Source organism: Gottfriedia sp. NPDC057991, assembly GCF_042886615.1.
GTDB lineage: Bacteria > Bacillota > Bacilli > Bacillales > Bacillaceae_G > Gottfriedia.
In genome coordinates this window covers 384,959-398,109 of sequence record NZ_JBHVQN010000006.1, presented here as the reverse complement: position 1 = coordinate 398,109, position 13,151 = coordinate 384,959, and the positions used below count along the sequence as shown (strand labels likewise).

15 protein-coding genes are annotated in these 13,151 nt (G+C 30.5%); 2 read left to right on the top strand and 13 right to left on the bottom strand.

The genetic code is table 11. The features are described 5' to 3' along the window. Positions 1 to 294: 294 nt before the first annotated feature. A complete protein-coding gene (locus tag ACFVR2_RS20800; RefSeq protein ID WP_387366166.1) occupies positions 295 to 753 on the bottom strand; it encodes a VOC family protein in 459 nt (152 codons plus the stop codon). A 170-nt stretch (positions 754 to 923) separates the two neighbouring features. On the opposite strand from ACFVR2_RS20800, the gene ACFVR2_RS20795 reads away from it, so the two are divergent. After that, the gene (locus ACFVR2_RS20795; RefSeq protein ID WP_387366163.1) at positions 924 to 1,850 is read left to right on the top strand and encodes a helix-turn-helix transcriptional regulator; all 927 of its coding nucleotides are present in this window, start codon (positions 924 to 926) and stop codon (positions 1,848 to 1,850) included. A gap of 384 nt (positions 1,851 to 2,234) precedes the next feature. Here ACFVR2_RS20795 and ACFVR2_RS20790 read toward each other — a convergent pair whose 3' ends face one another. The 5 genes from ACFVR2_RS20790 to ACFVR2_RS20770 form a co-directional block, all read right to left on the bottom strand. After that, positions 2,235 to 2,762 (bottom strand): hypothetical protein, encoded by a 528-nt coding sequence (locus ACFVR2_RS20790; protein ID WP_387366160.1) that lies wholly within the window; start codon positions 2,760 to 2,762, stop codon positions 2,235 to 2,237. Positions 2,763 to 2,943: 181 nt separating this feature from the next. Continuing rightward, positions 2,944 to 3,474 (bottom strand): SF0329 family protein, encoded by a 531-nt coding sequence (locus tag ACFVR2_RS20785; protein WP_387366202.1) that lies wholly within the window; start codon positions 3,472 to 3,474, stop codon positions 2,944 to 2,946. Between the two features lie 279 nt (positions 3,475 to 3,753). Then, positions 3,754 to 4,008: a hypothetical protein gene (locus ACFVR2_RS20780; protein WP_387366157.1), complete on the bottom strand. Its 255-nt coding sequence runs from the start codon at positions 4,006 to 4,008 to the stop codon at positions 3,754 to 3,756. 158 nt (positions 4,009 to 4,166) lie between these two features. After that, a complete protein-coding gene (locus ACFVR2_RS20775) occupies positions 4,167 to 4,451 on the bottom strand; it encodes a CPCC family cysteine-rich protein (RefSeq protein ID WP_387366154.1) in 285 nt (94 codons plus the stop codon). Positions 4,452 to 4,890: 439 nt separating this feature from the next. Next, a complete protein-coding gene (locus ACFVR2_RS20770; protein ID WP_387366151.1) occupies positions 4,891 to 5,343 on the bottom strand; it encodes a hypothetical protein in 453 nt (150 codons plus the stop codon). A 295-nt stretch (positions 5,344 to 5,638) separates the two neighbouring features. On the opposite strand from ACFVR2_RS20770, the gene ACFVR2_RS20765 reads away from it, so the two are divergent. Continuing rightward, entirely contained in the window at positions 5,639 to 5,833 is a 195-nt protein-coding gene (locus ACFVR2_RS20765; RefSeq protein WP_387366149.1) for a hypothetical protein, read from the top strand. Positions 5,834 to 5,982: 149 nt separating this feature from the next. On the opposite strand, the gene ACFVR2_RS20760 is transcribed toward ACFVR2_RS20765, so the two are convergent. The 7 genes from ACFVR2_RS20760 to argC all read right to left on the bottom strand — a co-directional run bounded on the left by ACFVR2_RS20760 (position 5,983) and on the right by argC (position 12,987). Beyond that, positions 5,983 to 6,882 (bottom strand): peptidase MA family metallohydrolase, encoded by a 900-nt coding sequence (locus tag ACFVR2_RS20760; protein WP_387366146.1) that lies wholly within the window; start codon positions 6,880 to 6,882, stop codon positions 5,983 to 5,985. A 220-nt stretch (positions 6,883 to 7,102) separates the two neighbouring features. Continuing rightward, the gene (locus ACFVR2_RS20755; RefSeq protein WP_387366143.1) at positions 7,103 to 8,011 is read right to left on the bottom strand and encodes an aminoglycoside phosphotransferase family protein; all 909 of its coding nucleotides are present in this window, start codon (positions 8,009 to 8,011) and stop codon (positions 7,103 to 7,105) included. A gap of 141 nt (positions 8,012 to 8,152) precedes the next feature. Next, positions 8,153 to 8,620 (bottom strand): NUDIX domain-containing protein, encoded by a 468-nt coding sequence (locus tag ACFVR2_RS20750; RefSeq protein ID WP_387366140.1) that lies wholly within the window; start codon positions 8,618 to 8,620, stop codon positions 8,153 to 8,155. Positions 8,621 to 8,777: 157 nt separating this feature from the next. Further along, the gene (locus ACFVR2_RS20745; RefSeq protein ID WP_387366137.1) at positions 8,778 to 9,941 is read right to left on the bottom strand and encodes an acetylornithine transaminase; all 1,164 of its coding nucleotides are present in this window, start codon (positions 9,939 to 9,941) and stop codon (positions 8,778 to 8,780) included. Then, complete coding sequence (argB, locus tag ACFVR2_RS20740; protein ID WP_387366134.1) at positions 9,934 to 10,704, bottom strand: acetylglutamate kinase; 771 nt, start codon at positions 10,702 to 10,704, stop codon at positions 9,934 to 9,936. Before argB ends, ACFVR2_RS20745 begins: the two co-directional genes overlap by 8 nt. Before the next feature lie 14 nt (positions 10,705 to 10,718). Then, positions 10,719 to 11,942, bottom strand: a complete 1,224-nt coding sequence (gene argJ / locus ACFVR2_RS20735) for a bifunctional ornithine acetyltransferase/N-acetylglutamate synthase (RefSeq protein WP_387366131.1) — start codon at positions 11,940 to 11,942, stop codon at positions 10,719 to 10,721. A 13-nt stretch (positions 11,943 to 11,955) separates the two neighbouring features. Further along, entirely contained in the window at positions 11,956 to 12,987 is a 1,032-nt protein-coding gene (gene argC, locus ACFVR2_RS20730) for an N-acetyl-gamma-glutamyl-phosphate reductase (RefSeq protein WP_387366128.1), read from the bottom strand. Between the last annotated feature and the right edge of the window lie 164 nt (positions 12,988 to 13,151).

Sequence of the window (13,151 nt, the reverse complement as noted above, 5' to 3'; positions counted from 1 at the left end):
CGATATAATCCTTCAATTCCGAAAGGAACTGTCTAGCCTTTACTAGAGTAATGTGACCATTCTCCATTTAAACTAGAAACATTTCGCACAACTAATCTGCCATTTTGTTCAATAAAAAACGAGCCACTTTGTGACTCGTGAATTTCAACTATCGCATATGTTAGTTTATCCTACAAATGCAATAGTTGATAAGGTCAATACTTGGTAATGCAACTTTTTTTCATCTATAAAAAAACTACATAATTTAAAATTAGGTGTTAAATAGATGCCTATTGTGCAAGAAATTCAATACAATCAATTTTCTTTTTGATGACCTCTTTTTACAGCCTCTTCTGATAGTGCTGTAAAAATTTGAAAGGTAATACCGAATTTGTCTGTTACAATGGCATAGGCAGGACTAAAATGAACTTGTTTCAAAGGCATCACAACTTGACCTTCTTGTTTTAACATTTCGTAAAACTTATTTGTTTTCTCTATTTCATTAGTAGTAATACAGATGTTAACATTGTTCCCGTTTCGATATTGTATACCTGGAAACATATCAGCAATCATGATATTGGTCTCGCCGATTTTTAATATTGCATGTGCTACTAAATCCTTCAAATTTTCTGGTAGAGGGGATTTAGGATCTTCTGGTGCATCCCCGAATGTTTGGCAAAATAAAAGGTTTGCATCGAGTGATTCCTTGTAAAAATCAATAGCTTCCTTTGCATTTCCATCCATCATCAAAAATGAATTCAATTGTACTGTCAAAGTAATACAACTCCTTTAGATTTTAGTGTAAAATACTTGTTTAAATCTTTGGTTAGGTTAGTAATCCAATATATAAATGTGATTGTATTGTTTCCTACATCAATATTGATTACACTTATTAGTGTAGTGCCTAAAGGTGACAAATCTAGGCACCATTAAGAGGTGTTTTTATGAAAAAATCAGAACGAATAAATCAAATACTTCACTTCATCAATCAAAAACAGCATTTTACACTTCAAGATTTAATGCAGGAATTTCAGATTTCAAAAAGGACAGCACTTAGAGATGTGGGTTCATTAGAAGAGATTGGAGCTCCAATCTATGCAGAATATGGTCGTTATGGGGGATATCGTTTACTTAATCAAATGAAGCTTCCACCTATCTATTTTAATAATCAAGAAATCCTTGCGCTTTACTTTGCTATGCAGGCACTCCGAAGCTTTTCAAATTTACCTTTTCAAGTATCCTATCGTACAATTCATGAAAAATTCATAAATGAACTGTCGGAATCTCAAAAACAAGATATAGAGAGGATGCAAAATCGCGTATCCTTTCAACATACTGTACAAATCAAAGAAAGCATGCATTTAGAAATATTATTAATGGCAGCTGTTCGAAATATTGTACTAAAAATAACATATCAAAACAGCCTTCGTACTATTCACCCGATTGCTATATACGTAATGAAGGGATATTGGTATTGTCAAGCATATGATATGGATAAAACGGCTTACCGTGTTTTTCGCTGTGATCGTATCTCTTCAGCTGAAATAACAACCATTCAACCTTTGGAGGAATTAAAAGAAATTACTAAGCAAAATTCGCATTCATTTTGGAATCCATCAGAAAAAGCAATAAAATTTAAATGGTTGATTAACCAAGAAGGAATAGAATTATTTCACCAGGAACATTATCCATCCATGGAATTAATCTACGAGTTGGAAAATTCATATATTATTGGTACATATGAGCCAAATGAACTTGGCTTTATCATTAAATATCTCGCCAGATTAGGGCAAACAGTAAAAATCAAAGAGCCTACTAATTTAAAGGAAACTTTACGACAATATTATAGAGATATTATAGAAAATATATAATCAATAGGTTCTATCAAATTTTTGATAGGCTTTAAGGAAAACAAAATTGAAAAAGAAATGGGTTTGAGTGAATTTCTTTGATAATGTTTAAGTAACTAACACATGCGTTCATTTTATAGGGTCAATCAGTTAAATTTCTGATTGATCATTTTTTATATGGATTTATGTTTAAAGTAGTCGAGGCGAAACGAAGCTTGCGTAGAGCTTAGACCCTGTTGGGATAATTGCAGTAATTAATGTCATCACCAAACTTAGTAGTCTTTTAAAAGATTTTTAATGAAAAATATTGACAACTATTAGCTGTTTTAGTTCAATAAGCATAGTGGTAAATAGATTTTTAAAATAGACTAGATTTATCGATTTATCGAACGAATTTGATCTAACTTAATTTGTTATAAGTAAATAATAGAATTTAGCTGAATTTATTGATGTATTAAGATCAACATATGTAACAAAACTTTTATATAAGGCAAATCCACATAGTAATATAATAAATATTAAATAAGCTTTAGGAACATTTACTTTCTTTTTCTTCAAGATAATTAGAGTAAAGAGAGTAATAAAAAAGTATAGTATAGATAAAGTTAGCTTGATTTTTTGCAAGTCAATGTTATCAACCTCACTTCGAAACTTTTCTAAATCCTTAGCATTCTCTTTATTTTCTCTTATAGATAAAATAGATCCATTATGTCCAACTTTCCATTTATATGGTTTTTGTTCTAAATTGACTGAGTATTGGTAGCCTCCTGCTTTCTTCTCAAAATTCATTTCTGAACTTTTATTCGCGATAAAATTAATTGTAACGAGAGACACAGTGAAAAATATAAGTGATACAATGAGAAGAATTTTTATAAACTTCTTTACAAATATTTCTCCTTGGTTTAGAAGTTGATCATTGTTTTCCCCATTCATTTTTCTACTCCTTATGTTATATAAATTAGTTTATATCTTTATCTCAACTTATTATCTATATAGTTCGTTGATTAATCGAATATACCTTTTCTTTATTAAGCTGCTCGTTAGCGCAGTAAAAAAGACTGCCGAAGCAGCCCATCCTTAATCAACTAAAGCATTCGTTAGCTAAAGTAATACATCAGTTAAATTTTATACCTTCGACACTACAACGTAGATTATAAAAGTATTGAATAAGTCTATGTTCGTTTATTATTGTTTCTTCAATTTTAAGTAATGTTCTTTTTCCTATACGGCGGTCTAACAGACAAAGTATTTTTATTAGAATATCTGAGGATTTTAATAATACTTCAATTGGAGAATTAAGATATTCTTCTAGTGCAAAGAAAAAATCATATTGACCATAAATTCCTTCTTTTTTAATTATACTATGAGCCTGGTCTTGTATAGTACGATTCTCTGTTACATCAATATTATTAAATTTGTTAGACTCATTCCTTATCTCGTGTTCTCTTTTGTATTCTGCTCTTTCAGCCAGTATAGTACACATACTTAAAACTTCTACTTTATCAACGATAATTACAGCTCTACCCAATTGATCATGTGCTTTACGGTAATTAATCACTTGAAAATCTACTCTCGAACGTAATGGTTCGCATAGTAAACTCATTAATCGTTTCTTTGATTTGCTCCATTTGGGACTATACAACACAAAATTACCCTCCAATATACTAACTATTACCATTACTAATTCTACATTAATTATACTGAAATTGGTAAAAAATTACATATTTTTTCTCTCGGAAATTAATTCCTAACTGCAATCTAATAGAGAGTAAAAAATCATTTTACCCTTTTTCCTTATTCAACTAAACTGCCATTTTGTAGAATAAAAAAATCGACTAAACAGCCGATCTTGTTGTTCAACTATTGCACTGCGTTAGTTGTATTAATTTATATTAGTAATTGTTACTTACTTTTTTATGAATACTCATATTGTCATAATAGCTAACCAAATAAAAAATAAGCCAAATAATATAGTTATCACCTTTACTACATGCCATGGTAGGAATCCAATAATTATATAAACCAATTCAACTAAAATGCTACTTCCTTCTCTACCTTTTTTGTTACCTTTTCTAATTACTTCATGTTTAGATTTATTAAACAGAATGCCTAATATTGTAACAAAACCTCCAATTAAAAAAGGAATATATGCACCTGTATCAAAAATATTTTTAATCAAAATAGCACTCCTAACACGTATACATCACCAAAAATTATAACATTCTTATTCAACTAAACTACCATTTAGTGACATAAAAAAATCGATTAAACAGCCGATCTTTTTATTCAACTTAAGCAATGAGTTAGTTGAATAGAATTTAATTCTACTTAAAATGCTTACTCATTGTGAGTTCCTTCCTTTTCCCACACTGGTTTCCATAAAGTATCTTTCTCATAAATCTCTCTAACTAATTTACCTATAAATCTTTTCTCACTAGCCCCAAATGATATAAAGTTTCTTTGTGCCTGCCTTAAACTTACCTTATTAGCGCCACCACAACTATCTGGTTTATCTTCCATTACACTATCTTCTTGCCAAGAACAAACGTTGCAGATTTCATAACTACCTTCTCCTTCTGAAAGTGTCTTAAAGCCACAACATGAACAAGTATACATTTTCATCGTTTGCACCTAATTTCTAATTCTTTTTATGTCTTTATTCTATCATTCCTTATAACTACCATTAAACTCCATAAAAAAAATCGACATTCAGCCGATTGTTTTGTTCAACTAATGCATTGCTTATATATAGTATCAACAACAAAACATTGATTGAATGCACCCTTTATCATTGTTTATATGGATCTATAGAATAGGCGTTTAAGGACCTGACTTGGAGCCTCTATGGGTACGATTTGTCTTGAAAGGCTGAAGCTATGGTTTCATCAGGTAAACGAGCCTATCATACCCACCTCTCCAAGTAAGGTCCTATCGTTGTTTACGTTGAAAACTATAATTAATTACTATATATAATAGGTAAACAAAGGAAGAAAAATGGGCTGTTTTTATATCTTTATTTACGTTGTATACAGGTAAAAACCATACTACATATAAGCATGGTTTAGTTCAATAAGGTTTTTGAAGTGTTGTCATTATGTTTCTTTTTTAGAATAAAATTAAAAAATAATTCAACATGATAAAACACATTCGAAGCGAAACAACCAAAAAGCATAAGAAGTGAAAAACCAAGAATATCATCAAAAATACTTTGATTTATGCTTTGACTTTCTAAAATATAAAGAATGTACATAACACTCATACCAGCAACAGAATACATTCCCACTTTCGCTAAATAAGACAAAATTTTTGAGTTGTATTTATATTTCAAGTGCCATTTATCAACACCAATGGATAATGGAGTTCCTCCGATAACATATACAACGCTAGAATAAATGATAACAGCCATGAACATCCCTAAAAAATCATGATCACTAAGCGATTTATATTTAAGACAAGTGAATAAAAATGAAAAAGTAATTGTTGATAATAATGCAATTACCAGTTTATTTAGCATGTTTGATCTCCTCTGGGATACGATTTTAACTTCTATTATATTATTCGATAATTACATATTGTACTCCTATTTAGAATAACGATAAATTCTATATTTTATTAATTCTTTACTCAACTAATCTCCCATTTACTTGAACAGGAAAAATTTAATTTTAGTAGAAAAAAGGCGAAATTCCCCCAAATTACAAATACCCGGTATATAGGTATAATTTAGAAGATTCGATTAAATGACTGAATAGTGATAAAGATAATGAAAAGAATTAAAAGAAAAAATAATAACATTAGGGGGAAAAGAAATGGAAATAATGTTAAAATTCGGTTATTTTTCACTTGGAGCACTTCCGATCATTTATGGAGTAGTAGAAGAACTTAAAAAAAGCAAAACTGAAACAAAAAGCAGTAAGAAAACAACTTTGATAAGAAGTTTATTATTCTCAGTGGGTATAATAATAATTTTGTATTATTTTTACGATGCTTTTTTCAATCTTTAAAAAGTTTTTAAGTTGATATTATTAACTTAAAAAAATTTCAAGGTGGTAAAAAAGTAAACAACCTTCTAATCGAATTTATAATAAAATAGAAAAAAATAAGTCCTTATGCAACTAACACATTGCGATAGTTGCATAAGGACTTATATCTTTCAGTTGTAAGAAGATAAAAATTTATCTTCCAACTCATTAATTGTTAAACTAGTCGTTTTTTCGAAACTTTCTTCAAACTTCCCTGTTGAGTTGGTTGAATTTATTATTTCTTTTAAAACACCTTCTCCATAATTATCTACCAGGAATTTTATTGCAAAGTAACTTTGCATATATACATTTGTCCCATCTTGAAATCTTGCGGTTTGCCACTGCTTCCCATCATATAATTGATCAAAAGATACTACTTTGAAATTTGAAGGCTCTACTATTGTTTTATCATTTCCGATATATTCAGATATACCTTCGTTAAACCATAATGGATAAGCTGAAGCACCACCTTTTGAACTTGCTACCATTTGACTAAATATATAATGGGTGTACTCATGTAGTATAGATTTTTGAAAGAAATATAGTGGTGTTTCCTTTCTTTCTAAAATCGATTCTTTATCTTCGTACTTTATTGCTAATAGTTTATCAAAATCCGAATAAAACCCAGACACATCAATAAGACCACTTAGCTCCTGCAACTCTTTCTTATCTTTAAATATGATTAGATCAACAGGCTTTACTTTTACTGTTCCAAAGACCTTTTTATTTTTATTAATCGCCCAATCTAACGTTTCCTTCGTAATTGGAATAAGTTCTGAAAAATCATTTGGATAGTAAATAGTAATATTATGGTATTTTTCTTTTAATCTATTTGCTTTTAGTACCTTTTCTGTTTTACCATCAAAATTCGCAGTCAGAAACATTTTAATCGATTGAACATATGGTATATTTTCATGAGTTTTTTTCTCCAAAGTTTTGTGAACAAATACCCCCACACCAATGACAAATAAAAATAAAACAAGTATTATGGCAGATAAAGTGATACCGAAAATTTTAATAAATCTTTTCATTTTGCTAAACCTCGCTAGTTTCAGGGATAAAAGAATTGATAAATGTAAGAATATTCCCATTTTATCATTAAATTTAAATAACCTGCACTAGATTCTCATTAATTAAAATAAAATTGCCTAGCTCTTTCTTATGCAACTAATGCCTTTTAATTCCATAAGAAGTCAACAATCTACTTTAACAAAGCCTTATATTTAGATAAACCAGCCAATAAAAATTTTGCTAATAAAATTTTTTATGTAAATCTTTAAAAACTTTTATCGCTTTAAAAAAGTATTCATTATAAGTTCCTTCATCTTCTAAACTCCAACATGTTGATAATACAGCATGCGAATAACCCCATAGTAGTACTCTTTCTTTATTTAGATTCAATTCTTTTACTAGTTGATCAATTCGATTTTCTAGAGTTGTAGAAATATCTTTCCCCTCTAATTTGTTCAAAAGAAACTGGATGATGTCATATTCTCTTTCACCTATTAATCCTTTTGGATCAATAACTTTCCATGAGTTTTCTCCAGCTTTTAATATATTATAATGATGTAAGTCCCCGTGAAGTAAGTTTTCAGTAGTTTGTGTACGATTCATTTCCTTAAAAATAGTAAATGCATCTAATAGCATTTCTTTTGATATAGGGCCTAAGCCATTAGGAAATTTTTCAACAATTCGACTTAAGCTATTTTCTCTACTTAATATGGAAGGTATTTTAGTGGATTTAGGTGCAGCTTTCCATAAACTTTTCATCACTTTGACGGCTATGTGCATTGCCTCTCCTTCATTTTCAATTGTAGCAAGCGTATCACCAGGTATTAGTTGTTCTAAAATTAGGATTCCTTCATTAAGATCGTAGTCAATAACTTGAACGAATTCATTCTCTTTAAACTCCTTTAAAGCTTCAACCTCACTGTTAAATTCCTCATTAGGGACTGCTAGTTTAATAACTGCTTTTTTATGACCATCAATTAAAATTGGCGCAACAAAATTATATGATAATTCAAATGGAGATAATATTTTCATATTCCATCGAATTTCACATCTATTACACAAATCTTCAAAATTTCCGAGCCATATTTCTCCTTTTTCTTTATGGATATCTTTAATTGTTTTTATAAACTGTTCTGGAAGAGATATCATTTAATCACCCTGTTCTAAAAAGAATCGTTTTTAAGAGATGAACTGAAGTATAATTACGCTTTGGAAAAGTAGAAAAGTTGAGTCCCTCAAAAATTACATGGAGAAACTCAACTCTCATTAAATGAAAGATGGAGTGTATAATCAAATTAGTTGTTCTTTTAATTTGTGCTCTTCAATTAATCGATTATTTTCATACTTGCCTTGTGAATATTGAATAATTTGATCTTTAATATTTGGATATAAGATGATATTGTCTAACTCATTAATTGGTATCCACTTTACACCAGTTTGATTTGGATCTGGATTTAGTGGCATTGTAGGAATTGAGTTTTCTTTAATATGGCAGCGGAACATTAAGCTTAATCCATGTATTTTATGACCGGTCATATGAGGTGCATTTTCTGAAACAAATACTAGTTCCCCTACTTCAACATTTACACCTGCTTCTTCAAATGCTTCTCTTTTTACAGCTTCAATAATTGTCTCACCAGGTTCGGTACCACCAGCTGGTAAATTATAATGAATTCCGTCCTCATCTGTAAATTGAATTAATAACACTGACTCATTTTCAATAATTAAAGCACATGCTCTTACACGAATATGATACATACCCAAGCTCCTCCCCAAATAAAAGTGATTATTCCATTATCTAAAAAATTAATTCAACTTTCAATCTATTTCTACGAATCAAGTAGAAGTACCTAAATAATAAAAAGGCATCATGGTATAGATCCATGAATGCCTTCTAGTCAAAAATTACTATACACTATTTAATTTGGCTATCTAAAAAATAAGAAGAAAGTACTTGTTTCATAATTTGGATTGCTTCATCTATTTCTTCGTATGATAAATTGATTGGTGGTAATAGTCTTAATACATTAGGGCCAGCAGTACCAACTATTAAACCATTCTTTAAAAATTGCTCCACTAGTTGATCCACAGATAGATTTAATTCGATACCAACCATTAATCCTTTACCGCGTATTTCTACTATTTGTGGAAACTCTTCTTTTATTTCGGCTAATTTATCAAATAAATACTGTCCTTTATCTTTTACACTATTTAAAAATTGCAAATTATTAATCATATTAATTGTTTCAAAAGCAGCCGCCATTGCTAAATAATTTCCGCCAAAAGTTGAACCATGCGCACCTATCGAGAATGTATTTGCTAGATTGTTCTTACCTAGCATTGCCCCAACGGGAAAACCATTGCCTAAACCTTTTGCTAGCGTAATAATATCTGGATTTAGTGGAGTTTGTTCATAGGCAAACATTGTTCCTGTTCTACCCACTCCGGTTTGTACTTCATCAACAATGAGTAATAATTCATGTTTTTTACAAAGAGCTTGAACCCCTTCAAAAAAATCATTATTACCAACAATTACACCACCTTCACCTTGGATTACCTCCAAAATAATTGCTCCAGTATTTTCATTAATTTCATTTTGTAAAGCATTTAAATCATTATATGGTACATATGTAAAACCACTTAACATTTCGCCGTATCCCTCATGAATTTTAGACTGACCAGTAGCGGCCATTGATCCAAAAGTACGGCCATGAAAGCTCTGTTTAAAACTGATAATATGAGATTTACCTGAATGTTTTCTTGCTAATTTTATGGCTGCCTCATTCGCTTCTGTACCACTGTTACAGAAAAATACTAATCCATCCTTAAAGCTTTTTACTAAAACTTTAGCTAGCTCTTCTTGTTTTTTAATTGTAAATAAATTTGATACGTGCCAAATCGATTCTACTTGTTCTTTTAGCGCATTTACAACTTTGGGATGACAATGGCCTAAGTTACAAACAGCAATTCCACTTAAAAAATCTAGGTACTTGTTATTTTCGTCATCATATAAGTAAGTACCTTTTCCATTTTGAAAATTAATTGTTTTTTTATTATATGTTGGGAATAAATTACTCACTTAACACAACTCCTTTTGAAAATACTGTCCCATTAATCGTTCCATTTTCATTTAAGAAATTCTCACCTACAATTGCCACTGAATTTACTACATTTAATGCATTTAAGGCACTTGTAACTTTAGGAATCATGCCACCGTAAATTGTTTTTTCATCAATTAATTGGTTAACTTCACTAGGTGTAATCTTTTCAATTAATTTATGTTCTAGATCTAAAACACCATTTGTATTTGTAATAAAGCAGAGTAATTCCGCATTCATTGCCTTGGCGATACTTTTTGCAGCTTCGTCTGCATTAATATTATATTTTTGGCCAATTTTATCCACCCCGACAGGTGAAATAACTGGTACATAATCATTGTTAAGTAATAAATCTAATAGATTCGTATTTACATCCTCAATTTCTCCAACCCAACCTAATTTTCCCTTATTAAAAAGTGAAGCTTCAAGTAATAGATTGTCACATCCTGATAGACCAATAGCTTTAATATTATATTGATTACAAATAATCGTTAGATCTTTATTGATTTTTCCATTTAGTACATATTCTACAATTTCTAAGACTTCGGATGAAGTCTTACGAATGCCGTCTTCTATTTCTACTGGAATTGAAAACTTTAATAATAAGTTATTTATAAGTGGTCCTCCCCCATGAACAAGGATGATTTTTTTACTACTCATTTTTAATTGATTTATATTTTCAAAGAATGTATTTGATAAGTTATGGATTAAACTACCACCAAGTTTAATGACTACTGTTTCCAATGTTTATTTCCCCCTTATGTGCGATAGCTTGCATTTATTTTCACATAATCATAAGTTAAATCGCAGCCCCATGCAGTACCAAGTGCATCTCCTTCGTGTAAATGAACGTCAATATAAATAATCTCATTTTTCAAAGCAATTTTAGCCTCTTCTTCATTAAACTCAACCGGTTTACTACCAAATAAAACTGTTACACCATTAATGGCAATGTCGATTTGATTAAAATTACCTTCGACCCCGCTATATCCAATGGCACCAATAATTCTCCCCCAGTTAGCGTCTTCACCATAAACAGCTGTTTTTACTAAATTTGATCCGACGATTGTTTTAGCAATTTGATTTGCATTTTTTTGGCTTGAAGCTCCATTAACATTTACTTCAATTAACTTAGTTGCCCCTTCACCATCTCTAGCAATCTTTTTAGCCAAGTCTTCACAAACTAATTCAAATGCTGCTACAAAGTTAGCCCAATCTGGATGACTTTCAGTTAATTCCTCATGTTCAACAGCTCCATTTGCCATAACTAAAACCATATCATTTGTGGAAGTATCTCCATCAACTGTAATTTGGTTAAATGTCTTATCTGTCACCTCTTTTAATAAAGTTTGTAACTGACCAGAACTAATCGTCGCATCAGTTGTCACAAAACCAAGCATAGTTGCCATATTTGGATGAATCATTCCAGAACCTTTAGCAGACCCAGCAATCGTTACAATCTTTCCATCGATCAATACTTCATAACAAGTAGTTTTTATAACCGTATCTGTCGTTAATATTGCGTGGCCAAAATCTTCTCCATCTTCCAATTTATTACCGAGAGTTAACTTGTCAATGCCGCCTTTTAATCGATCCATTTTTAAATATTCACCGATTACACCAGTTGATGCGATTGCGACTAGGTGTTCTGGTAGATTAAGGTGCTCAGCACACCATGATCTCATTAAGTAGGCATCATCTTCTCCTTTTTTACCTGTACATGCATTTGCACAACCACTATTTACTAAAACTGCCTGAAGTTTATTACTAGATGCAATACTCTTTTTTGTAATCGCAATTGGTGCAGCTGGAAATAAATTTAATGTATAAACTGCCGCAACTGATGCCGGCTTCTCGGAATAAATTAATCCTAAATCTTTACGTTTATAACGTAGTCCAGCATGTACTCCACTAGCATAAAAACCATTTGGTGATGTAATTGTTCCATTTATTTTTTTTATATTCTTTTCTTTTGTTATCAACTTTTATCTCTCCTTATGGAAATATTGGTGTAAATTGTAAACCTGTTTCATCTGGCAAGCCTAACATTAAATTCATATTTTGAATCGCCTGACCTGCCGCTCCCTTAACAAGGTTATCGATGACAGAAACAATTGTGATTCGGTTTGTACGATCGTCGTAGGTAGCATATAAATCACAAAAATTTGAACCATAAACATCTTTTGTACAAGGTACTCCGTCTCTTACTCTCACAAAATAGGAATCTTCATAACTTTGGTTATAGATTTCTTTTAATTCTTCGTTACTAATTTCACGTGTTGAAGTAACATAAATTGTTGACAAAATTCCTCTTGTCATTGGAATTAAATGTGGTGTAAAAGTTATGAAATCCTGTGTTGAATCAATTGATTCAATAAATTGTTCAATTTCAGGTATATGTTGATGTTCAGTAATTTTATAGGCTGTTAAATTTTCATTTCGATTCATAAATTGAGTCGTTTCATTAGCCGTTTTTCCAGCTCCAGAAATTCCAGATTTAGCATCTACAATAATTGAATTTTTCTCAACAATTCCTGCCTTTAATAATGGCGCGACTCCGAGTAGTGTTGCTGTTGGATAACATCCCGGATTAGCTATATTATTGGATTGCTTGATCGCTTCTCGATTAAGTTCAGATAGTCCATATGTAAATTGGTTCGTTTTTGAAAAACAAGGATGTATATGTTTATACCATTTTTGGTATGTTTCTTCTTTTTTTAATCGAAAATCTCCAGATAGATCAATCAATTTTGTATTCGAAAAATCGATTTCTTCCATTAACTCACAGCTAACTCCATGTGGTGTAGCAAAAAACAAAATATCATTTTCAGAAACAGATTTATTATTATTCCACTTTTTTATTGGCCCACTAGTACTAGTAGCTAAATGTGGATAATAACTAGACAAATCTTCTTTATATTCTGATGTTGAATAAAAATTCATACCGCTTATTTCCGGATGCATTGATAGTAATCTTACGAGTTCAAGACCACCATATCCGGTTGCCCCCATAATACCGATTTTCATTTTTATATCCCCTTTTATAAAATTATATTCTTCATTATAATTATGAATAAATATAAAATCAATTGTATTTTTATAAATATTTGAAAATAAAAAAAGATTAACCAATTTTCTTGATTAATCTTTCATTATTTTTTTATTTTATTCTTTAAATAAAAATACAGTAC

Bases quoted from the DNA above. Each gene is read 5' to 3' on its own strand.
- ACFVR2_RS20795 (WP_387366163.1), top strand. From the start codon at position 924: ATGAAAAAATCAGAACGAATAAATCAAATACTTCACTTCATCAATCAA.
- ACFVR2_RS20790 (WP_387366160.1), bottom strand. From the start codon at position 2,762: ATGAATGGGGAAAACAATGATCAACTTCTAAACCAAGGAGAAATATTT.
- ACFVR2_RS20775 (WP_387366154.1), bottom strand. From the start codon at position 4,451: ATGAAAATGTATACTTGTTCATGTTGTGGCTTTAAGACACTTTCAGAA.
- ACFVR2_RS20770 (WP_387366151.1), bottom strand. From the start codon at position 5,343: ATGCTAAATAAACTGGTAATTGCATTATTATCAACAATTACTTTTTCA.
- ACFVR2_RS20765 (WP_387366149.1), top strand. From the start codon at position 5,639: ATGGAAATAATGTTAAAATTCGGTTATTTTTCACTTGGAGCACTTCCG.
- ACFVR2_RS20760 (WP_387366146.1), bottom strand. From the start codon at position 6,882: ATGAAAAGATTTATTAAAATTTTCGGTATCACTTTATCTGCCATAATA.
- ACFVR2_RS20755 (WP_387366143.1), bottom strand. From the start codon at position 8,011: ATGATATCTCTTCCAGAACAGTTTATAAAAACAATTAAAGATATCCAT.
- ACFVR2_RS20750 (WP_387366140.1), bottom strand. From the start codon at position 8,620: ATGTATCATATTCGTGTAAGAGCATGTGCTTTAATTATTGAAAATGAG.
- argC (WP_387366128.1), bottom strand. From the start codon at position 12,987: ATGAAAATCGGTATTATGGGGGCAACCGGATATGGTGGTCTTGAACTC.